We start from the raw sequence: 24168 nt of genomic DNA, 5'->3' as shown, positions 1-24168 counted from the left end.
CACCCCGCGCAACCACTAGGCTTATGCTACGGCAACTTTACCAGTCCTTACCCCTGCAGCTCCTGATCCACCACATCCGGAAAAACCAGATCTTGCTGCTGCTCTGGGGCGTGCTGTTTGCCATTATCTTCCAATCCTTTGGGCGGGTGCTGGGCATTCCCTTTCTGTTTTTAGATCCGGAGTACCAGGGCCGGGTGAGTTTTAGCAGCTTTTTTATCATCGGCCTGGCCCTTGGTGCCTTCAGCATGGCCTACCACATTACCTCCTATATTCTGGATGGTCCCCGCTTTTCCTTTCTGGGCACCCTGAGCCGCCCCTTTGGCAAGTTTTGCGTTAATAACTGCCTCATCCCCATCCTGTTCCTGATCACCTATATGGTGTGCATAGTGCGCTTTCAGCTGGACTATGAGTACATTACCCCCACCCGTATTGTACTCTACCTTGCAGGCCTGCTCAGTGGCTATGGGGCTATCCTGGTAGCTTTTTTCCTCTACTTTCGCTTTACCAACAAAGATATTTTCCTGCTTTTTGCCGAAAAGGTAGACCATAAACTGCGGCGCATCCGCATCAGCCGGGTAAACATGGCCAAGCGGCTGCAGGTAGCCAAAACCAAGCGCAGCAGCATCAGCTGGTACCTTGACCTGAACCTGCGCCCCCGCCAGGTACCGCCCAACTACCGCTATTACGATAAGGAAGCCATTTTGCGGGTATTTGACCAGAACCACCTTAACTCGGTAATCCTGGAGCTGATACTCCTGCTGCTGATCCTGGGCATTGGCTTTTTCAGGGACTATCCTACCCTGCAGCTACCGGCAGCCGCCAGTGCCGTACTGCTGCTAACCGTGGTGCTGATGGTGGCCGGTGCCCTGAGCTTCTGGCTGCGCAGCTGGACCTTTACCGTAGTGATTGTAGCCTTTCTGGTGCTGAACACCACCTCCCGCTACGCTCATTTTCAGAATCCCAGCGAAGCCTTTGGCCTGGATTACGGCAAGGCGCCTGTGGCCTACAACCTGCAGGTGCTTGACAGCCTCAGCAGCCTTCAGCTGCAGCAAGAGGACAAAGAAGCCACCCTGGCCATTCTCACCAACTGGCGAAACAAATTTCCCCTCAATGAAAAACCCCGGCTGGTGCTGATATGTACCAGCGGCGGAGGGCAGCGCTCAGCCCTCTGGACCATGCGAGCCCTGCAAACGGCCGATAGCCTTACCAGCGGTGGTCTGATGCGCCATGCCACCCTTATTACCGGCGCCTCTGGCGGTATGGTGGGCGCTGCCTATTACCGGGAGCTGGTGCTGCGCCAGTACCAGCAGCAGCCGGTTGACCCCTGGTCAGCCGAGTACCTGGACCGCATCAGCCGTGACAATCTTAACCCCATTATCTTTAGCCTGCTGGTGAATGATCTCTTCATCAAAACCGGCAGTTTTGAGTGGGGCGGGCACCGCTACCAGCGCGATCGAGGCCATGCCTTTGAGCAGCAGCTCAACCGCAACACCCAGGGTTTTCTGGACAAACCCCTGGCCGCCTACCGGCAGCCCGAAGCCGAGGGGCTCATCCCCATGATGCTGATCGCCCCCAACATCACCAACGATGGCCGCAAGCTCTTTATCTCCCCCCAGTCCATGGCCTACATGAGCGGTAGCGGGCTGGACAGTGTGGTGCGGGCCGAATCAAAGGTAAAGGGGGTGGATTTTCGCCGTCTGTTTGCCGGGCATGGGGCCGACAGCCTGCGCTTTATCAGCGCCCTGCGCATGAGCGCTACCTTTCCCTACATTACCCCCAACCAGATACTGCCCAGCGAGCCGGCCCTGGAGACCATGGATAGCGGCATTGCCGATAACTTTGGCATTGAAGATGGGGTTCGTTTTCTGTATGTATTCCGGGACTGGATTGGCGAGCATACCGCCGGGGTAGTGGTGGTCTGCATTCGCGACTCCGAAAAGGAAAAAGAGATTGAAGTGGCCATAGCCCCCAGCCTGCTGCAAAAGTTCTTTACCCCTCTGAACAACATTTACAAGAACTGGACCTACCTGCAGGATATTGACAATGACAACCAGCTGGAGATGAGCCGCAGCTGGCTGGAGGTACCCCTGCACCGGGTAGACCTGCAGTATAAGCCCCGCACCATGTTTGCCGATGGTGAGACTCCTAACCAGCTTAAAGAAGAAGAAATAGAGCGGGCCTCCCTCAACTGGCGCCTCACCACCAAAGAAAAGCGTAACATTCTGGACAACATCTACCTGCCCGACAATCAGCAGGCCCTACAGTTGCTCCAGCGGCTTCTGCAGCAGAAAGAACCTGTACGGCTGCTGACCAAGAGTGACTCAGAAACGGCCAGCCCGGAGAGCCCCTCTACCAGCAAGTTGCCGGTTCACCCCCCTACCCTACCTGCCCCCAAGGTAGCCACTGCAGCCCCCGCTACCCGCCCCCTGGTGAACCGCTAGGCAGGACTAGCCGGCGGCTGTCCCCAAAGGGGTTCCCGGCACTCTGGCAAGTGCACCATGGAATGGCGCAGACAGCTGCTCCGCTCGCTGGATCTGTGTTAGGCGACCTGTAGCGCAGGAGAAGTTAGGGGTATACAGGGCTGAAAATATGTTCCGCCAGGCCAAATCCGTCTAATTTCCCGCACGGCCTCCCTACAAGAATAATTTTTAGTGCATTTTTTAATTTACATAACTGATTGATTAACAGATAGTTAAATATTTTTTGTGTAAAATCTTCCAATTCCTGCGTGAGTTTTTCTCTTTATGCTCGTTACTAAGGGGTAAGATCATTTTTTACTAACCATTGTTAAACTCTAATTTTTAGATCTATGCTGTTGAAAAAGTTTTCGTATTTACTGCTTTCAGCTTTACTCGTTACCTCAGTAGCCTGTAAAGACGACGAAGGAGGACCTGTCATTGACGTTTCAGATCCTGAGGCAACGCTCACAAGCCCTACTACTGCGCAACTTGAAGCTGGTTTTGATCCGGGTGATTCCTATACTGTGGCCGGAACTGTAACAGACAATGGAGGCCTGCAAAGCGTTTCCCTGACCGTAGCTGCTCCCGGAGCCGCTGCAACCCCCTGGTATACCAAAAATTGGACGGCCACGCAGATTAATGGTACAACGGCTACCCTTAATGAAACCATTACCATTCCAAATGATGCCGCAGCCGGCACCCATGTGATGACCCTGCGGGCCACTGACCTTTCGGGCAATGACTTTGAGCAAACCTGGAACATTAATGTTCGGGCTGCAGCGGAAGGCAACACTACCTTTAGTGTGACAGTACCCGAAAACACCCCTGAGGGCGCGAAAGTTTTTGTAGTTGGCCAAATGACCGGTTGGGGCGCCGACCAGGAGGGTATGTGGGAGCTAACTGATGATGATAATGATGGCGTGTATACCGGCACCTTCGATATCACACAAGAATCTGTTGCCGGTGGTAATGGGTACAAATTCCGCATCTTGTCTGACGATTCTGCTGACGCCTGGAAATTTGTTGAAAAAGGCGCTGAATGCGAAGAATTGGACAACCGCACCTATACCTATTCTGCCAGCATGCAAACCATTGATGCCGAAGTTTTGAACTGGCGCAACATTGATCCATGCGGCAACTAAACGCAGTAGCACATTAACTACAAAACCCTTAGGCTTCTCCCTGAGGGTTTTTTTTGTCAAGTAGCTCTTTTTAAAAATGAAAATTTTTACTTTTTGACTACGCCGTTTGATGCTATTTTTTCGTTACTAGTAAAGACAAACTTTTTGAACGTTCAATCTACTTTTATCTCAACCCCTTATCATGAACTCTATTATTCGAAAATCATTTCTTTTCGTTTGTCTTTCTTTCGGGATTCTGGCCTGCAAGGACGACGATGCCCCGGCAAACACCCCTCCTGTCTTTGCTATCACCAGTCCTACGGATGCGCAGATAGAAGCAGGCTTTGTAGTGGGGCAGACTGTTCAGATTGCCGGAACAGTCACCGACAATTCAGAAGTGGAAACAATTGTTACCAGCATCTATTACAATGGTTTTGATACCGGCCAGGGAGAGACCATTCAGGTGGGGCAGGCCAGCTATTCCATTGATTACAGTGTCCAGATCCCCTCGAATGCGCCTGCTGGAACGTACCGGATTGTACTCCTGGCGACCGATGATGAAGGGCTTACGGCAAGTTGGGATAAGACTTTTCAGGTACGCAATCAATAGATAGCCAGCTTACATACATGTGAGCCTTCCCAAACTGTAGGGAGTAGGCTTTAAGTATAAACATGAATCATCCTGAATTTTCTAAATGGTTTAAACATACTCATATTAAAGTATTTTAGCCCAAAAACTCAAGGGAACGCTGTCATCTCGACCAGCGGGAGAGATCTTGGATAAGACAACTCTTTACTGGTAAATTTCCAGGATTTCTCCCGCTGGTCGAAATGACGGCCTACTTTAATAAAAAAGGCCTCAGAGTGAATTCTGAGGCCTTTTTTAGTATTTATCCCACTAGAAAATTCGGGATGATTCATGTTTTTATATGATTTTATTTGTACTACACGCGGCTTGGCCCATGTTTCCTTCATGCATATGCACCATCGCTGCTTAGAAAGTCCCGGGATCAGTCCGCTATTTCTGTCTACGTGTTAGCATCACCCCCTTCTCTTCCAGAAACCGGCTGGTAAAGTCGTAGCCGGACTGGAAAAAGAGCTCCAGGGCTGAGCGTTCCATAAATCCCCGCTCGCCCATTTCAGTGGGGGCAATGAGCCAGTCGCAGAGCTGGCTGGTCTTTTTTACACTTCCTTCCAGCCCTATCCAGATGGTGCGGTATAGCGTATCGGTAATCCCGTTCAGCTTTTCTTTGAAGGGAATGGGGTTTACCGAAATGCCGATCAGGTGCTGGCAGAGCGGCCGCAGGGGCTCTGCGGGCAGGTTGCTCACCACACCCCCATCGATGTACTGCCTCCCCTCGATCTCCACGGGCTCAAACACCAGCGGAACGGCACAGGCCGCCTGCAGCAGTTGCAGCAGATCCCCTTCGGTAAAAACCTTTTGCTCGCCATCGTTCAGGCAGGTGCTGGTCAGGTAAACGGGAATGGGCAGTTCTTCAAGCCGCTGGTGGCGCAGGTAGGGTGCAATCAGTTCTCCGATCTTGCTGTGCTTGAGCAGGCCAAAGCGGGGCAGGTGCAGGTTTAGCACCTTCCCGAAAGGCTCCTTGTACCAGATATCCCGCATTTCTTCCGGACTGTAGCCGCTGGCATAGAGCACGGCATTGATGGCTCCGGAGGATGTTCCGCAGAGGATATCCGGTTCTACGCCTCGTTCTTTCAGCGCCTTAAGCGCCCCTACCTGCCCCATGCCCCTGTAGGCCCCGCCCGATAGAACAAGACCAGTGCCATAGGGGGTGTTTTTTGCTTGATTTGCCAGCTCCATAGTGCGTGTTTCTCTGAATCCAAACGGTCCCTATGAGGGATAGTTGCTAAAGCCCCTAACGTCTGTTAGCATATAATCCCCATAATCCGTAATTTCGCAATCGATTGTAGCTGAACCCAGTCCCCGCTTTGCTGCGTTCATAAAGGGAACAGGTTCATTGTCAAACGTTTAACTTTTCCAGCATGTCCAGCACTACGCTTGCCCCCTATAAACCCCAGCACCACATCCGCATTGTTACGGCCGCCAGCCTCTTCGACGGGCACGATGCCGCCATCAACATCATGCGCCGCATTATTCAGGCCACCGGCTGTGAGGTGATTCACCTGGGCCATAACCGATCGGCCCAGGAAATTGTGGAAACCGCCATTCAGGAAGATGCCCAGGCCATTGCCATTACCTCCTACCAGGGGGGGCACGTAGAGTTCTTTAAATACATTTTTGATCTGTTGAAGGAGCGCGGGGCCGGCCATATCCGCATTTTTGGCGGCGGCGGGGGCACCATCCTGCCCACCGAGATCGATGAGCTGCATGCGTATGGGATTACCCGCATCTATTCGCCCGACGACGGCCGGGCCATGGGCCTGCAGGGCATGATCAACGACATGGTGCAGCAGTGCGACTTTCCCACCGGCCAGAACCTCAACGGCGAGGTGGCGCACCTGAAAAGCAAGAAACCCAAAGACATTGCCCGCCTGATCTCCGCGGCCGAAAACTTCCCTGAGCAGTTTGCCAGCATCCGCCAGCAGCTGAAGCAGGATACCAGTGCCCAGGTAAAACCAACCCCCGTGCTGGGCATTACCGGTACCGGGGGGGCGGGCAAAAGCTCGCTGGTGGATGAGCTGGTGCGCCGCTTTCTGCTGGATTTTCCCGACAAGCGCATGGCTATCATCTCGGTAGACCCCTCCAAACGCAAAACAGGAGGCGCGCTGCTGGGCGACCGCATCCGTATGAATGCCATCTCCAACGAACGGGTATACATGCGCTCCCTGGCCACTCGCCAGAGCAACCTGGCTCTGAGCAAGTATGTGCAGGATGCCATTGATATTGTAAAGGCGGCCGATTTTGACCTCATCATCCTGGAAACCTCCGGCATTGGCCAGTCCGATACCGAAATTACCGAGCACAGCGATGTAAGCCTCTATGTGATGACGCCCGAGTATGGTGCTGCCACCCAGCTGGAGAAGATCGACATGCTGGACTTTGCCGACCTCATTGCCCTGAATAAATTTGACAAGCGTGGCGCCCAGGATGCCCTGCGCGATGTAAAGAAACAGTACAAGCGTAACCACAACCTCTGGGAAACCCCTGACGAGCAGCTGCCGGTTTGGGGAACCATTGCCTCGCAGTTCAACGATCCGGGCATGAACAAGCTTTACAAGGCCGTGATGGACAAGATCGTGGAGCGCACCGGTGCCGAGGCGCTGCGCTCCTCCTTCGAGATCACCGACGAGATGAGCGAGAAGGTGTTCATTATCCCCCCTGCCCGTACCCGCTATCTGAGCGAGATCTCCGAAAACAACCGCGGGTATGACCAGTGGGTAGAGCAACAGGCCGGTGTGGCCCAGACCCTCTTTGGCATCCAGCAGGCCATGGACAGCCTTAAGAACAGCCGCCTGGAGGATAAGGACCGCCTGCTAAAAGGGCTGCAGGAAGAATTTGAGCGCGTAAAGCTGGAGCTGGACCCCAAGAACTGGAAGATCATCCAGGAATGGCCAGAAAAAGCGCAGCGCTACCGCCAGGATGAATTTGTGTACCAGGTGCGGGGCAAGGACATCAAGGTAAAAACCTACCACGAGACCCTGTCGCACACCAAGGTGCCCAAGATCTCGCTGCCGCGCTATGGGGCATGGGGCGATATCCTGCGCTGGAACCTGCAGGAAGGGGTGCCCGGCGAGTACCCCTATACGGCCGGCGTATTCCCCTTTAAGCGCCAGGGAGAAGACCCTACCCGCATGTTTGCCGGCGAAGGGGGTCCGGAGCGTACCAACCGCCGCTTTCACTACGTTAGCAAGGGCATGCCTGCCGCACGCCTCTCTACCGCCTTCGATTCGGTGACCCTCTATGGCAACGACCCCGACCGCCGGCCCGACATCTGGGGCAAGATCGGCAACTCGGGCGTTAGCATCTGCTGCCTGGACGATGCCAAGAAGCTCTACAGCGGCTTTAACCTGGCCGACCCCACCACCTCGGTGTCCATGACCATCAACGGTCCGGCCGCCATGCTCACCGGCTTCTTCATGAATGCCGCCATTGACCAGCAATGCGAGCTCTACATCAAGGAAAACGGGCTGGAGGAAGAAGTGAACCGGAAGATCGAGGCGATCTATAAGGACAAGGGGGTAGCCCGCCCACAGTACCGTGGCGAGCTGCCTGAAGGCAACAACGGCCTGGGCCTGATGCTGCTGGGCGTAACCGGCGATATGGTGCTCCCTCAGGACGTGTACCAGCAGATCAAAGCCAGAACCGTAGCCGCCGTGCGGGGTACGGTGCAGGCCGATATCCTGAAGGAAGACCAGGCGCAGAATACCTGTATCTTCTCCACGGAGTTCTCGCTGCGCCTGATGGGCGACATGCAGCAGTACTTCATTGAGCATAACATTCGCAACTTCTACTCGGTCTCCATCAGCGGCTACCACATCGCCGAAGCGGGCGCCAACCCCATCTCACAGCTGGCCTTTACGCTGGCCAACGGCTTTACCTACATCGAGTACTACCTGAGCCGGGGCATGGACATCAACAAGTTTGCCCCCAACCTGAGCTTCTTCTTCAGCAACGGTACCGATGCCGAGTACTCGGTCATTGGCCGGGTGGCCCGTCGCCTCTGGGCCAAGGCGCTGCGCAACAAATACGGCGCCGACGAGCGCAGCCAGATGCTGAAGTACCACATCCAGACCAGCGGCCGTTCGTTGCACGCGCAGGAGATCGACTTTAACGATATCCGCACCACGCTGCAGGCCCTCTTTGCCATCTACGATAACTGCAACTCGCTGCACACCAACGCCTACGACGAGGCCATCACCACCCCTACCGAGGATTCGGTGCGCCGCGCCATGGCCATCCAGCTGATCATCAACCGGGAGCTGGGCCTGGCCCGGAACGAGAACCCCCTGCAGGGTGCCTTTATCATTGAAGAGCTCACCGAGCTGGTAGAAGAGGCCGTGCTTCAGGAGTTTGACCGCATTACCGAGCGGGGCGGCGTGCTGGGTGCCATGGAAACCATGTACCAGCGCAGCAAGATCCAGGAAGAAAGCCTTTACTACGAGACCCTGAAACATACGGGTGAGCTGCCGATCATTGGGGTAAACACCTTCCTGAGCTCAAAAGGCAGCCCCACCATCATCCCAAGTGAGGTGATCCGCGCTACCGAAGAAGAAAAGACCGCCCAGATCGAAACCGTCCAGAACCTGCAGCAGCGCAACGCCGAACAGGCAAAGGAGCAGCTTCGCAAGCTGCAGCTCCTGGCCATCCAGAACCGCAACGTCTTTGAAGGCATCATGGAAGCCGCCAAATACTGCAGCCTGGGCCAGATTACGAATGCCTTGTTTGAGGTGGGCGGGCAGTACCGGAGGAATATGTAGAAACAAAGCAATTGCTGATATTGACTTCCTGCTGATTAAGATTACATCCCCTCGTAACCTTAGAAAGAGTTTCATAATATTGCAGTCCCTACGGATTCCTAAGACTGTAAAAGCAGCGCTGCTCCATGAAGAAAATACTCCACCTATCCCTGCTCCTTCTGATCGCTCAGGGTGCCCAGGCTGGAAAAGCCCCAGGCTTTTTTGTTCGCCCTGAAGGCGATACCGTATGGGTAGAATTTCAGGTTCATGCGACTCGAAAAAAAGCCAGTTTTGTCAAAAATCAGGAGGCTCTGATCTATTTTGATCAGCTGGGGAAGAAGCATTTTCTGATGCCAGCACAGGCTACCGTAGCCTGTGTTGCTTTTGGCAGAGACACCATTGAAATGCACGCTTTTCCCAACACCGTTGGTATCCAGCCGCTTTCATTGGACGATGACGGCTACCAGTTTTTCAGCCTGGAAGAAAAGGGAAAGGTAAAGCTGTTTAGCTTTGTAGATCCTTCCAAGGCCTATGCAGGGGGTGGTGCAGTCGGGGGTGTTGCTGTGGCGCTGGTCCATACCCCAACCTCTTACTTTCTGCAATATGAGAACCAGTCGCTCCATCGGGTTAAACCCTTATCTTTTAGGGTAGACATGGCCGACTTTTTTCGGGAACACACCGAGCTGGCTGATAGAATCTATAGAGGAGACTATAGTATTGGTCAGCTATCGAAGATCGTTCAGGAATTCAATGCCTATCGGGCACAGGATAGCTATGAAGCACATGACCAAAGCCTGGAAGGATTTTGAATGAGAATAACATTTTAGCAAAAGAACTTACCATGTAGCAGACAAGTCAGAAGTACAGCTTTTGCGCTGCAGTTTGGCTGTACCTTTGGGGACACGTGCTGATTGCCCATGACTGCTGCCAGAATACACCCCCTCGCCCTGCTGCTCCTGCTTTTTGTTCTTTCCTCTCTTTCTGGCATGGGCCATCCAAGTACCCAGGTGCTAACCCCTCACTTTACCGAAACAACCATTCCCTGCTCCCTGCACCACCACAGCCAGCAAGACCCCATAAAAGAGAAAAAAACACAAAAGCCTAAAAAGCCGCAAGTGAGCAAGAAAACCTCCAAGCGGAAAGCCCAGAAGGCAAAAACCAACGGTTAAGTCCCCTTCCTCCCTCTACATTCAAAAGCAACTCCACTTAGGCCCACAGCCTAAGTGGCAACAAGCCATTCACCAGTAAAAGCAGCAGGCACTGCAGCAGACAGCAAAGGGCCACCACATCCGCTTTCTGGTAGAATGTGCTGCGCGGGTGGAGGATATACTGAAAGAGGGAAACGGACGATAACAGCAGCAGGAGCCCGCTGCCCAGGGCCAGCAGCAGGCTGCCAATGGTTTTATCACCCAGGGCCATGAAGGGCTGTGCCAGCAGGGCACCCAGCGCTGCCAACACCATGAGTAGAGCCCCTGACACCCAGACGATGGGCTGCGTTCTAAACCTGCCCCCGAAGCGGAATGCTTGATACAATGCCGAAAACAGTATGTACATTAAGCCGAGCGTTCCAAGCATCAGGCTGGCTGTTACCAGCAGAATTTTTATTCCACTTACTTTTTGAAGGGTTGAAATGCCATCGGTGATGAAATACTCCCCCGCTTCGCTTGTGTAAAACGCATGGGAAGGAGCCGTTCTGCCTTCGGCCACAAAAAGGTGAGCACCCGCATAGCGCAGCTCCCGTGCCTGCTTTTGAAAAGGTGCCAGCGAGGCGCCTGAATCGGTCAGCACAAGGCGGGCATGGGATAGCGCATAATCCAGTAGCCGGAATGGTTCTACTTTGGTAAGTTGGGGCAGGTAAAAGCCCTGCCAGGGCTCCAGCCCTGCTACCGGCTGGGCCTTTGCTACAAACGCTTTTTGGGAAATCTTCAGCTGGCGGATCATCAGGCTGTTAAACTGCTCATAATCGGCCGTTTCACTATCCATGTTGTGGGCGATGAAAAAAGCCTTCCCTTCATCGGGAAATAAGCACATAAAGGCCCGGTAGCCCAGCACATTTCCTGAGTGCGCAACGCCCACCACCCCATGCCGGTCCCTCCTGTAGGCGCCTAGTGAGTAACCATAGGCCACTCCTTTTTGAGCGGCCAGCGTAGCGGTGGCGCTGCCCATCTGCTTCAGCAGGCTTTCCTCTATGAATGGGACTCCCTCCAGCTGTCCATTGCCAAGCAAAAAGCGCATGAACAGGCCCATGTCGTGGGCGGTGGTGGTAAACTGCCCGGCCGGACGCAGGTAAATGGCTACGGCCGGATGCGGCACCGCCCCGTCGAGATGGCCCATGGCCAGGGCCGGATCGGCCCCCTCTCCTTCCTGGCTCACAAAGCGAAAGGTGCTCTGGTGCATGCCCAGGGGTTTCAGCAGATGTTCATCCAGATACGCCTCATAGGGCTGCTGCACAACGGCCTCTACCACCATGCCCAGGAGCGTATAGCCCATGTTGGAGTAGGAAAAAACAGTACCGGGTTGGGCCTGCACCCGCAAAAGTGCCGGATCGTTTTCATAAAAGGCCTTTAGGGGTTCGGTAGGGCTTGGCGTGGTGCTGAAAAAGTGCCAAAGGCGTAAATCGCTAAGGCCCGACGTATGGTCCAGCAGGTGCCGGATGCGCAGCGGATGCCGGGCTTCCCAGGGATTGATAATGGGTATATGGGGAAGATACATGCTGAGGGGATCTTCCAGGGAGAGCTTTCCTTCGCTGGCCAGGCGCAGAATGCCCGTTGCCAGCACCGTTTTGGTAATAGAGCCAATATGTACTTTATCGGTTGGCCGGAGGGCTTCTCCAGTGGCCGCATTTTTCACTCCCGCACTGCCTGTCTTAATAGAGCTATCGGCTTCCCGCACCGTCCAGACCGCTCCGGTGAGTTCCTGCTCCTGTAATAGGGCATGCATGGGTTGCTGTACCGGATCCGGTACCTGCGCTACAACTCCCGGCAAGGGGGTGCTGGTTAAGAGCAGGGCAATTAAACGATAGTTCATGGAAAAAAACCTGTGCATAGGCGCTGGAGAGCTGGGATAAGACAGGTTTTGCACCTTCGCCCAACCCTATCAGCAAGCTAGGCCTTTGCCAATACGATGGCAAGAACTTTCAGGGGAACGGCTTCAACCTTATGTATATGGCAAGCTCATACAGAGGTACATCTTAAAATATCTTTGACAAAGCTTCCCTCCACAAAATCAGCCTGCGCAGTGAATAGGCCCTGTTGTTATATAAGAAGTTCTTTGTACCTTTCGGATCGTGTAAGTTTCCCATCCGCATGCGAACACCCCTCCTCCCCCTATTCTTACTTCTGCTGAGCTATACTGTTCTTGGTCAGCATACCCCATTTGAACAGCAGTATGTGGTGCTGGCGGATGGCAGCGAAGCGCTGCTGTGGATCAGCCTGGATGAGCAGTCGGAGCTCTTGCATTATAAAGTAAATGAAAGGGATGCAGCAGCTGTTTATGCACCTGAAGCAGTCGTCAGCTTTCACTATGGGGGGCAGCCCTATTATTCCCTGCCCCTAAGGGATGGGTATTTTACCTTCTTTAAGGTGTACCATGAAGGAAGCGAGTTTGCCGTGCTGGAAAAAGCACCGAGTTATAAAGCGCTACAGGTAATTACCGATGAATCGGGAGGCCAGCTGTCTCTTTGCCAGGGAAGCAGAAGCAAAGCATTTACGCTCTGCTTTACAGATACGCGCCAAAGCACCCATGCTGTAATGGGCACTCCTGTCGTCTCCTCAGTTCGGAAATTCGTCGTACACAAGCTGATCTACCTTGCCATAGAAGGCCAATTAAAACTCTTCTACCTGGATTCTGATGAGGGTTTTAGCCTTTGGAATGATTGGGCACTGCTGAATGCAAATAAGCGAAGTGCCTTGAATACCCTGGAGGCCGGCCGAAAAAGTACCCTGCGCACCTTAAGTGACATGATCGATGATCCTCAAAAAATGAGTGTGATCGAACAGAAAGTGAAGCAGGACAAACTCGATGTTCGCAATCCGCAGCAGCTGATTCTGGCGCTGGAAGCAGTATATCGCTAAGGCCTGTCGATAAAGCTCTCCTACTCCCCGCCCGAAATGGAGCTAGACAGAAAGCTACTTTTCTCCCCGAGGCTTTGGGCCTGGTTCGCAAACGGTCCTGTCTACAGAGAGGCAGGCAGGCTTCGCAAGCAAGTATGTACTTCTGATCAGCCTGTGATGGCGACTGATGGGCTCCCCTTTGTAAGCTGTATACTTCCTTACCCTGAATGATGGAGTAAATTCTTAAGGAAACCACAAACCCACCCCTAGCCTCACTAGCCGTGCGCCTCCAGAGGGGACTATCGTACCATGCGTAAACCTGCCAGATTCGTTGAATGATAGTGAAGAGTGTGATCTGGTATGTCTGAAAATAGCACGGAATTCCCCTCTGGAGGCGCACGGCTAGTGGGGGTAGAGGTGGGTAGTTGAGTACATCTCGCTATCTTTCTAAGAAATGTAACCCATGATTCACGTTCCTTAAGGAGCTCCCCCGGCCAAGCGCTGTTCTATCGGGTTGGTACCCGCTCCCAGAGTCTGCTTAGGCCATGAGCGTTTTCTGAACAGCAGCCACAGCACCTGCAGCAGCAGTGCGGTAAACATCAGCCTTACCTATTCATGCAGGGGGGTATACTTTGCAAGTACCTCAGGCATTACCCTGTGCCTGCTCCAGCTTGTCTAGGCCAGCTCCTGCTGCACCGCTCCCTGGCCGGCATCCTCTGCCAGCAGCTGCCTGCGCTGTTTGCCCACCCGGTAGCCAAAATAAAACATCAGGGGGGTGTAAAGAAAATAGGCCAGCCCAGAAACCAGCCCGCTCCAGGGATACTGACGCAGGAGCAGTGCCAACACCACCGAAAAGACGGGCACTACCCCCATCAGCAGATTTTCTACAATGCTGCTACGGGTATCAAAGCGCTCCAGAGCAGTCAGCTGCAGCACCTTGGCCTGCCGGAGGGCATAGTAATACATCAGGGCAAAGAGAAAAAAGATCAGGGCAATGCCCGAGCCATAGATCACCATCAGCTGGGGAATTTCCGCATACTCGATCATTTGCCGGACAGCCTCTGAATCATTGGTGATAAACATTAGTTGCAGCAGCCGGCTCAAAAACCGCAGGGGGTAAACATAGATCAGCACCGTAGCCAGCAGTATGGTATTGAGAAAGACTATGTAAGTACTCCGAAAGCCGTAGCGCAGAAAGAACTTAAAGTGCTGATGCCAGATAAGGGTGATAAGGGCAATGCAGAACAGAAAAGAAACCAGTTCACCAAAAAATCCCATCAGCTCCTGAAACGTGCCGGGCGGCTGTGCCGAAATGATCACCAGCGTTAGGGCCAGGGCAAAAACAGCATCGCTAAAGGCCTCCAGCCGGCTGGACTGCTCCCCCCGGTTTCTGAATTCGGTGCTTAGCCCAATAGGATGTTTCTTCAGTGCCTGTCGCAGCATAGCGTATAGCAGCTTGGTGTATGGTAATATACCACTAAATAGTGTAGCAAATCAAGCCAGGCTGCCCGAAGTCCTCACCTCCCCCTGCCACAGCATCTCTTTAGGTAGCAATACCTTCTAGTATCAGGTCCAATAAGCTGCCCTCCAGCCAGTTTCAGGAGTTGGGGTGCCGCCAACAAGCAAATCAGCAGCTGATCCGAGCAGGGGGTGTAAGGTTCAGCAGAAGTATCGGTGGAGATTTGCCTTCCGGTAGTGTAGCTTTGTCAGCTGCACTTCTTTATCTACGGTGCACCCCCTCATGAAAGCAATCATTCTTCTACTGCTGCTCTTCTGTGCCACCCTGCTATCAGCCCAGGGGCAAACAGCACTTGAATTTACGCAAACCGATTGCAAGGAAGATGTGGTAGAACCCTTTGGTTATCCTGAAAAGATCATCAAGCGGGAAGTAAAAAACGGACGCCTTACCCTGGTAGTGACCATGGCCGATAATTGCTGCGCCAGCCTAAGCGGAGGGTATACGTTTAGTGAAAACACCCTAAAGCTTACCTATACGGCAAGTGAAGAAGCAGACCCATGCTTTTGCGCCTGTGCTTTTCAGCTACGCTATAGCCTGCCCGCACCGCCAGGCAAGGAGTACCAGGTTACCCTGAATGGCCGCCCTCTAAAGCCCTGAATCTATAAACCCCAGCCATGCCAGCCTACCTACTACTGCGGCAGCGTACTACCCCCCACACCTGATTGGACGTGTGTGCGTACTAAGGCTTCACTTCTCCCTCTATTGAATCATCCAGCGTTTTGCCAATGGTGGCCCCTACGGCCATTTTCAGAAAGGCAATGGTGCTGCCATGTTTGTTATCCCAGTAATACCCCTCCTGCGGAGTTACCTTAATCACCGTAATGCGGGGATCATCTTTTCCTTCGGTAAACCAGGTTTTCAGGAGCGGATTCCAGAGTTCGCTGATGCGCTCCTTATCCCGGCTAATGGTGGCTACCCCATGCAGGCTCAGATAATCCGAGTGGGAGGAGCCCTGAAACAGCAGGTGCACCCGCGGGTTTACCTCCAGCTCCTGGTTTTTATGGCTGTCATGCGCACTGAGAAACCAGAAATTGCCGGCATCGTCGGTTTTCAGCACATTCATGGGGCGAACGTGCAACCGGCTGTCCGTCAGCTGGTAGGTTCCAAAAAAGCAGGTATCGCTTTTTTCTGCCAGTTCGGTGATCTTGTTAATAGCGCTGGCGCCCTGCAGGTCTTCGTGGTTTTTTTCGGCTTGCTGCCGGTTAATGCTGTTCATGGGAATGGCGGGTTAAGGTAGGGTATACGCTCTTTTATGGCAACAGCTCCGGCGGAGCACCCTGATAAAAGAATATACTGATGAAGCCCCTGAATGTTTGCCGCACAGGAGGCTCCGCCACAGCATCTTCCTACACAGCAGAGTGCCTGCACTCCTGCTCCCTGCTATCCCTTACGACAAAAGGCCGGCATGAAAGGCCCAGCTGATCAGTTCGCTGGTATTTTTGAGCCCCAGCTTCTGCAACATATTGCGCCGATGGGTCATGATGGTAGTTTCGCTGATATGCAGGCTGGCCGCAATGGCACTGCTGGTCTTGCCGGCTGCCAGCAGCGTTAAGATCTCCAGCTCCCGGCGGGTGAGCGATTCTGCCCTTGGTTTTCTGGGGAGGTAGATCTGCGAGAAACAGGGAGTATACGCACCGCTGCTGGTGCGGTACGATATTAACAGCTTAATGGGGTAGGCCTCCCGCCCGGCGCACTCCCCTACCTGGGTACAGAAATTTTGTTCCAGCAGTATTCTGCCCTCGGCATCTACCTGAAGGGGGCTGGTCTGCTGCTCAATGGTAATATACGTACCCGCAGCACCTTTCAGCCGGTAATTGTAGTGAATGCTGTAGCGGGAAATTGCCTCTTTGGGTTGTTGGGTAATGAAGTGTACCACAGCCGGAAAGAGCCGGGTGGCAACAATCTCAAGGTCATCGGGATGCGCATAACGTGCCAGAAACGCCTGTTGCCCCATTGCCAGCACATCCTGGGGGCGTATGCCCAAAAGGGGTTCAATGTTGGCGCTGATAAATTCATAATTCCCGCTCAGGTGGCTGTAAATCGCCACCACCACCGGTCCTGTACCCAGCAGGGCATTGAGCTGGGTTGCACTTTGCCTGATGAGTGTACTGGTTTCCTCCCGCCTTTTGGTGGCCGATAATTTACGGATCTCTTCGGTTAGGGCTGCCAGGCTGCTACGGGTGCTCATAAATGGCCGCTATATACGGTACTATCTAAACATTTAATTGAAATATACTTAAAAATAGGGATGTTTTGCAAATGAATGCTGCATTACCTTTAAGCTGTTCGCAAATCGGTCAGTCGGCACTCTTCAGCCAGGGGATGCTGTTGAAATTTTCCCGGACGTTAAAATCGCCAGTTGCCTGCTGCTCGCCCATTTTTTGCTGCCGGTTTGTGAATGCTCTTCGCTGCTATTGGGCACGGGCCGCCTAAAAGGCCCAGGCGAGGGAGGGACTACACGTACAGGCTGCATCATTACCAATTTTTTATATCAACACAACCCCAGTATCATGAAACGAGTTAGCCTTTCTATTTTTATGAGCCTGCTGCTCGCCTGCATGCTCCAGCCTGCCTTTGCGCAAATGGCCTCCAAGAAACCCGTAGGCGATGCGGTATATGCCGTGTACAAGGAAAAAGGGATCGACAAGGCCCTGGAGGAGTACCAAACCCTGAAAAAGAAAAAAGCAGCGGACTATACCTTTGACGAGCAGCAGCTCAATGCTATCGGCTACAAGCTGATGAATACCGATAACGATATGGCTGCTGCCAAAAAGGTCTTCTGGCTGAACATGCAGGAATACCCCTCAGCAGTCAATCCCAAAGACTCCTATGCCGATGTGCTGGTGCGGATGGGCGAGAAGGATGAGGCCCGCACCTATTATAAAGCCGCCATAGAGGAGTTTGAAAAGAAGAACGACTTTGAGCGCAACGTAAGCCGCAATGCAAAATCAAAGCTGGCGCTGCTGGATAAAAAACACCAAACCTTTACCTTTCTGACCGGCAGCTGGGCCATGGAGGGCATTTACTGGAATGAGCAGAACAAGGAGCAAAAAGACAGCGGCGATGTTACCTTCTCCTTTGCCAATGACATGGTGATGATTGTGGAAATGAAGCAGCATGCCCGTGCCAACAGCGATATACCAGGCTCGGTGTGGGTGATCACCTACAATGCCCAGCGGGATGTATATGAAACGGCCTGGGTAGATCCCAGCCAGCGCGGCCTGCAGCCCTCCGTGCTTACCCCACAGGCGGCTGAAGGCAACAAACAGATCTACCTGGAAGAATTCACCGAAGATGATACCCGCTATGTACTGCGGCACGAGATCATTCCCCAGGGAAATACCGTACAGTGGACCATGTTTGAGTCTAAAAACGGCCAGGATTTCCGGAAAATGTACCAGATGGACATGTCCCGGCAGGAGCTGAGCAAAAACTAAGGGTTGTAAACAAGCGGGAAAAAGGCCGGGTACCCAGAGCAAGCAGCAAGCAGTGCTGAAACGCCGGTGCCCGGTCTTCCCGCTTCTGCTTAAAGCTGCCAAAGGAGTATCTGCAGTGTTACACGATGGGTAGACAGCCCCCGGTCATCAGGCTCTGGCAAGGGGGTCTTCTACAGACCGCCCCCTGCTCCTACTCACCCTGGCACTCAGCTGTACAACATTATATGCCAGCATAAATAGCACTATTTTGGTAAATAGTATTCAGTGCATATCTCAAAATAAAGAGCCATTCTACTCCTGTGTAAGGTTTTTCAAGGAATAGGACTGCTGCCTGCTGGTAATAAACCTAGCTTTGCACTATACCAATTCCAGAACACCCTTATGTCTCTTGTACGAAACAGTTTCTATCTCTCCCTCTTTTTTCTTTTGCTTTCACTGGAAGGATTTGCGCAGGTAAAGGGCACCCTTGGCCTGGTGATCGATGGCGATTCATTTTATATGGTGCAGGACAACGGACGCCGTATCCGCATTCGCCTGTCGGGGATCGATAGCCCGGAAGATGATCAGGCCTATAGCCAGGAAGCCAAGGCGTACCTGATCAGCCTGCTGGAGGGCAAGGAAATTCTGATGACTCCCAATGGATCTGACAAGTTGGGCCGCCCGGTAGCCGTCATATCCGTTGAGGGTAAAAACATTGCCGAAGAGATGGTGCGCAGCGGCTTTGCCTGGCACTATAAAAAATACTCAAACGACCCGGTTCTGGACCAGCTGGAGGCCGAGGCCAGGGCCGAAAAAAGAGGGCTCTGGAAAGATCCCGCCCCAATTGCACCCTGGATCTATAAAAAAGCAAAATAGCAGCTGCTTGCGGTAGCAGACAACCAGCGTGTGCTGCGACCCTCTTGCTGCCAGGCAGAGCTTTAACGAGCAAAAAAGGCCCGGGAATCATCATCCCGGGCCTTTTTGATTCAATTCTGTTCTGGTGTAAAGGGGTTATAATAGTAAGATCAGTAGAAGAATTATAATCAGGGCCCCACCGCCGATATAGATACCAAAACCCCCACGGCCATTGCGCTGCTCTTCCAGCTCTTTCGCTTCTTTTTTAACTTCCCTGATCTCCTTTTTTACCAGTTTCTTTTCTTCCTGGGATTGGGCGTTCTTTTTGGCCTCCACCAGTTGCTCTACCCGCTCCTGCAGCACCGCTACCGCTTCGTTATATTCCTGCTCGCTCATTTGCTGCACCTTGTTTTCTTCGCCATTGCCGTTGGTGGCAGCCGCAGCCGGCTGAACGGCAAAAGACACAAAGGTGAATACGGCTGCCAGAAAAAGTGATGTGATCTTCATGATACTATAGCGTTTGGTGAAAAATAGTAAACAATCCTATCAGACTCATTATCAGCACATAGACCAGCATTATACCCTGCTTTGGCTAACAAATCTGTAACCTGCCTGTAATGGTTTTTGTTGCTGCAGCCCCCCTGTTGCCGGCCCGGCCATCCCTTATTAGCAGACAGGAGATGAGAAGAAGCATCCCCTTTATATCCTACCTGACGCAGGTTGCTCTATCTTTTTACTACACTACTTGTAACAGGCTGTATATCAGATCTATAAAACCAAACATCGCCCTACAGATACAAGGGGCAGTTTTAAACTATTTTTAGCAGACTTATATTTTTTATTCATATATTTATATATAATCTTCCACCCCTTCTGCCATGGATGCTTCCCGAGCCCTCAGCTTTTTTAATCATATCTTAATAACTGCCGGGCTGCTGCTGAGCGCATGCGTAGTGCTCAGTAGCTGCAACACCCGGGACGCTCGCCAGGAAAATGCCCATGGCGAGCAGCCTGCACCCGATTCTACCGTTACTGTCTACGGTCCCTACCGGGCCGTGCGCCTGCCCATTCAAAAGGGGGTAAAGATTGCTAATCCCATTCAGCTGGCACTTGGCCCGCAAGGGGTACTCTATGCCACAAACAGAACCGGTGAGGTCTACAGCCTGCAGGATAGCGATGGCGACGGTCTGGAAGATACCGCCCAGCTCTACTGTAATGTAGCCGACTGGGGGCTGCGCTCACCGGCCGGCTTTGCACACCGGGGCGATACCATCTTCATTGGCACGGCCCAGCAGATCCGCGCCTTTGTAGACCTTAACCGCGACGGGCAGGCCGACAGCAGCTGGGTATTTTTTCAGGACATTCCCAACAGCGAGCACCCCTATGAGTGGACCAGCGGCCTGGCGTTTGGGCCGGATGGCTGGCTATATGCCGCCCTCACAACCGATTCCTGGAATGCAGCCCCATCGCCTGATCCAAAGGGGTACCGTGGGGCCATTTTGCGTATTTCTCCGAATGGCCGCACTGCCGAGCGGGTGGCTACCGGCATTCGCTCGGTCTATGGCATGGGCTTTGATGTACAGGGCAGGCTGTTTTTTGCCGACAATGAAGGGGGTGGCAATGCGCGGGAGGAGTTAAACCTGCTGGTGCACAACAGCTTTTATGGCCATAACCCTTCCAAGTACGGCCCCCAAACCACCACAGAGCCGGTACTGGCGCTGGAAACAGAAATGGCCCCCTCTGGCATTGAGTTTAACCGGCCGGAGAATGACTTTGGTGGCACCGGGGGCCAGCTCTTTGTGGCTTTTTATGGGCCGGGCGAGCGCTGGACCCGCGGCGGTGTAGGCCGGGTACACATACAGCAGCTGGCCGATGGCAGCTACTCCTTTACCGAACATGCGGTGGCCGATATCCCCAAGCTTTCCGACCTGGCTTTTGGGCAGGATGGTGCCCTTTACCTGGCCCAGCATGGCAAGTCAGATTACTGGTACAATGCCATTTATGAAAACGAAGGTGCCTTTTACAAACTGGTCTTTGACCCCAGCATTACACCCAAACCCCTTACCGCCCGCCTGAATGTGGGCCGACCGCTCTCCTCCAATGCCATTGAAGCAGGCCGCCAGCTCTATGCCGAACGGGCCTGCCTGGGCTGCCACTCTCTGGATGAGAACACCGAGCTGCTGGGCCCTAACCTAAAGGATGTAGGCAGGCTGCTGAGCCGGGAAGAGATTCTGGAAGAGATCATGAAGCCCTCTGAGCGCATCAAACCCAGCATGATGGGCCTGCGGATCACAAAAAAAGAGGGAGATGTATTGCTGGGCCGCCTGGTAAATGCCAGCGAAGACAGCCTGTCACTAATGCTTATTGGCAATTCCATTGTAAGCGTGCCCCGCTCCGAGATCCTGCATACCGAAGATGTGCAAAAATCACTGATGTATGAAGGCCTGCTCAATGGCCTGTCGGATGCCGAAAAACAGGCCCTGATAGATTATATCGTTAGCCTTGGCAACTAGTATGCGCTTTATGTCAAGGCGGCCTGGATGGGGAATCCCGCCTGCACCCCTCTCCCATGGTGGTGGAGGCTGCCGGCAGAGGGGTACCTCAGGGGGTTGGCATTTGCCCGGCCATCCGGTATCTTTGGCTGCCGTACCCCCACCCCTATGGAAATCAAGAGTCATCAGAAAAAGCTGTTCGAAGGGCTGAGCTATGCCGGCAAGCAGGTGCAGCACCGGGAGTTTGAACAGTGTCAGTTTAAGGGATGTGACTTTTCCAACAGCGATTTTTCCTACAACCGTTTTACCGACTGCACCTTTAGCGGCTGCAATCTGGGGCTGATGAAGCTCAACAGCACCACCCTGAACGGCTGCAGTTTTAAGGAATGCAAGCTCATCGGCATCAACTTCAGCCACTGCACCGACCTGCTGTTCTCCCTGAGCTTTGATACCTGCCTGCTGGACTATGCTTCATTTGTAGGGAAAAAGATGCCCCGGACCCCTTTCAAACACTGCTCGCTCAAAAGCACCGATTTCTCAGATGCTACCCTTATCAAAGCCCTGTTTGAAGAGTGTGATCTATCTGGAGCCGTCTTCTCCAAAACCAACCTGCAGGAAGCCAACTTGGTAAGTGCCCACCACTTTGCCATCGATCCGGAGCAGAATTTTATCAAAGGAGCCCTCTTTTCAGCACAGGGACTGCCCGGCCTGCTGGTCCGCCACAAGATACGGGTAGAGTAGGCGCACAGCAGCATTGGCATCGGGGCTCTTTTATCTCTGGAAAAACTTTTGTTTCTTCCCTGTATGAAGGCTCTCCTGCTGCTGCTGTAAGCCTTTCCGTGGCAGCATCACTATTAGCCAGTACATTCATCAGAACCCAAGACCTCTTTCAATGGTATGTCGATTATCTTGCTCATACTGGCTGGCACCGCTGCCGGCGGCGTAGTACGGGCCCTCTTTGAGATGCGCCAGCAGGCCCGGGAGCACCGGCAGAAAAAAGAAGCCCTGAAAAAGTTTGAGCAGGAGCATCCCGGCCGCTAAAGGCTGTCGCAATCTACCCCCCTGAATGCCGTTTTTACACCGGCTCTTTCAGGGCTACACCCCCTATTTTTGTACAGAACCTTCACCAACCCCTAGTACCATGGAAACCACTCAAAAAAAGCTCATTACCGTAGAAGCGCTCATCAATGCCCCTGTAGAACATGTATGGACCTGCTGGACTGCGCCCACCCACATCATGCGCTGGAACCAGGCCTCGGCCGACTGGCATACCACCCGGGCTGAGAACGACCTGCGGCCTGGCGGCAAATTTCTATCCCGCATGGAAGCCCGGGATGGCAGCTTCGGCTTTGATTTTGAAGGCACCTACCAGGAGGTGATTCCCCATGAGCAGATCACCTATGTACTGGATGACGGCAGGCAGGTATCCATTTCCTTTAAGGGTGAAGCGGGAAACACCCGGGTGGTTGAACGTTTTGAGGCAGAGAGCACCCATTCTGTGGAGATGCAGCAACAGGGCTGGCAGGCCATCCTGGATAATTTTAAACAGCATGTGGAGAACCCCTCTACGCTCGATTCACTTCATTTTGAGATTGAGATCCAGGCACCGGCCGAACGGGTGTACCGCTGCATGCTGGAGGATGAAACCTACCGGCTATGGACCGAGGCTTTTTCAGCAGGCTCGCACTATAAAGGCCGTTGGGAGAAGGGCGCCAAACTACTCTTCCTTGGCCCCGATCAGGAAGGAAACCTGGGCGGTATGGTAAGCCGCATCAAAGAATTGGTCCCCAACCGTTTTGTCTCCATCGAACACCTGGGCCTGTACCAGAACGGCCAGGAAATCACCAGCGGCCCGGAGGTGGAGAAATGGGCAGGCGCCCTTGAAAACTACACCTTTCGCCAAACCGGAGGCAGCACCCTGCTGCTGATCGACACCGACACCAATGCCGAGTACAAAGAGATGTTCTCCGGTATCTGGCCCAGGGCCCTGCAGAAGCTCAAAAGCCTGTGTGAGGCTTAAGGGTTCTTACCGTTTTTAACGCCCCCCCTCCTGGCAAAGAACGCTAGCCCCAGCTCTGCACATGATACTTTCCTGAACATCCGTTTGTAGCAGACCTTCATTCCCTAGCTGGCAGCTGTACCTGTCTGCTGTTAATAATTTCTGGTATACAGCAGCACCCCATTCAGCAGGGGGCGCTCATAGGCGTATGAGAGGCTTTTGCCCACATAGGAGCGCTGCGGATCGGTAATAAAGAAAGATGCAGAGTTGGGTACCCGAAAACCCCAGGTGCCGGAAAGCTTCAATTCGCCGGGCACAATGTAGGAGACATGGCCGATACCCTCGGCATTGAGGTAGATGGCAATCACCGCCTTGCCGGCATTGGCAAGCTCCTGCGCCTGGCTAAGGGCTTTCTGGTCATAGCCCCTGCCCAACATCCGCCAGCTGCTGGTGCTGTTGAGGTAGGCCGCTATTTCGCTCACCAGCATGTGGCGCCCCAGCGCTGCAGAATAAAAATCATTGATGTTGTAGATAGCCGGTAAAGCGCCCCCGATAAATCTATTGCAGGGATTGATGCCCGGGGCAGAGCCCTGCTCGCAGGCCATGAACTGCTCCAGATGCTTGTTGAGGTCCTGCTGCCAGTTCTTATTGGCCTGCTGGGCCTGTGCACCATAAAAACAAAACAGAAGTAGAAGAATAAAGCCTGCTTTCATAATCCAGATTAGTTGTTTTTACCGGCTAAAATCCAGCTCTCAGCCGCTACAAACCTCCAGAAATAGGGGTAGTTTAAATATCGGATGTAGAAGTATATGGTACATACGTGTGGTATGGCCTACTTTTCAGCCAAGCCCCCTCAGGCTACCGCAAAGCCGCTTC

General features: G+C 53.2%; 21 protein-coding genes. 14 read left to right on the top strand and 7 right to left on the bottom strand.

The window, feature by feature from the left end:
* Positions 1-23 precede the first annotated feature (23 nt).
* From ADICEAN_RS00295 to ADICEAN_RS00285, 3 genes are all read left to right on the top strand, one after another.
* Positions 24-2441, top strand: a complete 2418-nt coding sequence (locus ADICEAN_RS00295; RefSeq protein ID WP_009193478.1) for a patatin-like phospholipase family protein — start codon at positions 24-26, stop codon at positions 2439-2441.
* A gap of 368 nt (positions 2442-2809) precedes the next feature.
* Positions 2810-3601, top strand: a complete 792-nt coding sequence (locus ADICEAN_RS00290; RefSeq protein WP_009193477.1) for a DUF4625 domain-containing protein — start codon at positions 2810-2812, stop codon at positions 3599-3601.
* A 181-nt stretch (positions 3602-3782) separates the two neighbouring features.
* Positions 3783-4190, top strand: a complete 408-nt coding sequence (locus tag ADICEAN_RS00285; RefSeq protein WP_009193476.1) for a DUF4625 domain-containing protein — start codon at positions 3783-3785, stop codon at positions 4188-4190.
* Between the two features lie 408 nt (positions 4191-4598).
* Here ADICEAN_RS00285 and ADICEAN_RS00275 read toward each other — a convergent pair whose 3' ends face one another.
* Complete coding sequence (locus ADICEAN_RS00275) at positions 4599-5402, bottom strand: patatin-like phospholipase family protein (RefSeq protein WP_009193474.1); 804 nt, start codon at positions 5400-5402, stop codon at positions 4599-4601.
* 182 nt (positions 5403-5584) lie between these two features.
* Between ADICEAN_RS00275 and ADICEAN_RS00270 the strand changes: the two genes are divergently transcribed.
* The 3 genes from ADICEAN_RS00270 to ADICEAN_RS00260 all read left to right on the top strand — a co-directional run bounded on the left by ADICEAN_RS00270 (position 5585) and on the right by ADICEAN_RS00260 (position 10128).
* Positions 5585-8980 (top strand): methylmalonyl-CoA mutase family protein, encoded by a 3396-nt coding sequence (locus ADICEAN_RS00270; protein ID WP_009193473.1) that lies wholly within the window; start codon positions 5585-5587, stop codon positions 8978-8980.
* A 125-nt stretch (positions 8981-9105) separates the two neighbouring features.
* Positions 9106-9768 (top strand): hypothetical protein, encoded by a 663-nt coding sequence (locus ADICEAN_RS00265; protein WP_009193472.1) that lies wholly within the window; start codon positions 9106-9108, stop codon positions 9766-9768.
* 177 nt (positions 9769-9945) lie between these two features.
* On the top strand, positions 9946-10128 hold the full coding sequence (locus ADICEAN_RS00260; RefSeq protein WP_009193471.1) for a hypothetical protein: 183 nt from the start codon (positions 9946-9948) through the stop codon (positions 10126-10128).
* Between the two features lie 37 nt (positions 10129-10165).
* Here ADICEAN_RS00260 and ADICEAN_RS00255 read toward each other — a convergent pair whose 3' ends face one another.
* Positions 10166-11986, bottom strand: a complete 1821-nt coding sequence (locus tag ADICEAN_RS00255) for a serine hydrolase domain-containing protein (RefSeq protein ID WP_009193470.1) — start codon at positions 11984-11986, stop codon at positions 10166-10168.
* 278 nt (positions 11987-12264) lie between these two features.
* On the opposite strand from ADICEAN_RS00255, the gene ADICEAN_RS00250 reads away from it, so the two are divergent.
* Complete coding sequence (locus tag ADICEAN_RS00250) at positions 12265-13032, top strand: hypothetical protein (RefSeq protein ID WP_009193469.1); 768 nt, start codon at positions 12265-12267, stop codon at positions 13030-13032.
* A 654-nt stretch (positions 13033-13686) separates the two neighbouring features.
* Here ADICEAN_RS00250 and ADICEAN_RS00245 read toward each other — a convergent pair.
* On the bottom strand, positions 13687-14454 hold the full coding sequence (locus tag ADICEAN_RS00245) for a TMEM175 family protein (RefSeq protein WP_009193468.1): 768 nt from the start codon (positions 14452-14454) through the stop codon (positions 13687-13689).
* Positions 14455-14752: 298 nt separating this feature from the next.
* Between ADICEAN_RS00245 and ADICEAN_RS00240 the strand changes: the two genes are divergently transcribed.
* Complete coding sequence (locus ADICEAN_RS00240) at positions 14753-15127, top strand: hypothetical protein (protein WP_009193467.1); 375 nt, start codon at positions 14753-14755, stop codon at positions 15125-15127.
* 82 nt (positions 15128-15209) lie between these two features.
* Here the strand turns inward: ADICEAN_RS00240 and ADICEAN_RS00235 are convergent, their stop codons facing one another.
* A complete protein-coding gene (locus ADICEAN_RS00235) occupies positions 15210-15746 on the bottom strand; it encodes a pyridoxamine 5'-phosphate oxidase family protein (RefSeq protein ID WP_009193466.1) in 537 nt (178 codons plus the stop codon).
* A gap of 171 nt (positions 15747-15917) precedes the next feature.
* Positions 15918-16718 carry a LuxR C-terminal-related transcriptional regulator gene (locus ADICEAN_RS00230; RefSeq protein WP_009193465.1) on the bottom strand — a complete coding sequence of 267 codons (801 nt, stop codon included), beginning with the start codon at positions 16716-16718 and terminating at the stop codon, positions 15918-15920.
* A gap of 322 nt (positions 16719-17040) precedes the next feature.
* Here ADICEAN_RS00230 and ADICEAN_RS00225 point away from each other — a divergent pair, with 322 nt between their 5' ends.
* A complete protein-coding gene (locus ADICEAN_RS00225; protein WP_009193464.1) occupies positions 17041-17967 on the top strand; it encodes a hypothetical protein in 927 nt (308 codons plus the stop codon).
* A 381-nt stretch (positions 17968-18348) separates the two neighbouring features.
* Positions 18349-18822 (top strand): thermonuclease family protein, encoded by a 474-nt coding sequence (locus tag ADICEAN_RS00220; RefSeq protein ID WP_009193463.1) that lies wholly within the window; start codon positions 18349-18351, stop codon positions 18820-18822.
* A 135-nt stretch (positions 18823-18957) separates the two neighbouring features.
* Here ADICEAN_RS00220 and ADICEAN_RS00215 read toward each other — a convergent pair whose 3' ends face one another.
* The gene (locus ADICEAN_RS00215; protein ID WP_009193462.1) at positions 18958-19308 is read right to left on the bottom strand and encodes a hypothetical protein; all 351 of its coding nucleotides are present in this window, start codon (positions 19306-19308) and stop codon (positions 18958-18960) included.
* Between the two features lie 371 nt (positions 19309-19679).
* Between ADICEAN_RS00215 and ADICEAN_RS00210 the strand changes: the two genes are divergently transcribed.
* The 4 genes from ADICEAN_RS00210 to ADICEAN_RS23650 all read left to right on the top strand — a co-directional run bounded on the left by ADICEAN_RS00210 (position 19680) and on the right by ADICEAN_RS23650 (position 23313).
* Positions 19680-21314, top strand: a complete 1635-nt coding sequence (locus tag ADICEAN_RS00210) for a DUF7133 domain-containing protein (RefSeq protein WP_009193461.1) — start codon at positions 19680-19682, stop codon at positions 21312-21314.
* Between the two features lie 147 nt (positions 21315-21461).
* The gene (locus ADICEAN_RS00205) at positions 21462-22034 is read left to right on the top strand and encodes a pentapeptide repeat-containing protein (RefSeq protein WP_009193460.1); all 573 of its coding nucleotides are present in this window, start codon (positions 21462-21464) and stop codon (positions 22032-22034) included.
* Positions 22035-22190: 156 nt separating this feature from the next.
* A complete protein-coding gene (locus tag ADICEAN_RS22480) occupies positions 22191-22334 on the top strand; it encodes a hypothetical protein (protein ID WP_009193459.1) in 144 nt (47 codons plus the stop codon).
* 100 nt (positions 22335-22434) lie between these two features.
* Positions 22435-23313, top strand: coding sequence for an SRPBCC family protein (locus ADICEAN_RS23650; protein WP_009193458.1), 879 nt, complete (start codon positions 22435-22437; stop codon positions 23311-23313).
* Between the two features lie 131 nt (positions 23314-23444).
* On the opposite strand, the gene ADICEAN_RS00195 is transcribed toward ADICEAN_RS23650, so the two are convergent.
* Entirely contained in the window at positions 23445-24005 is a 561-nt protein-coding gene (locus ADICEAN_RS00195) for a hypothetical protein (protein WP_009193457.1), read from the bottom strand.
* Between the last annotated feature and the right edge of the window lie 163 nt (positions 24006-24168).

It is taken from the genome of Cesiribacter andamanensis AMV16 (assembly GCF_000348925.1).
In the GTDB taxonomy this organism is placed as follows: Bacteria; Bacteroidota; Bacteroidia; order Cytophagales; family Cyclobacteriaceae; genus Cesiribacter; species Cesiribacter andamanensis.
The sequence above is the reverse complement of the archived record's forward strand: the minus strand, read 5'-3'. Positions and strand labels throughout refer to the sequence as shown.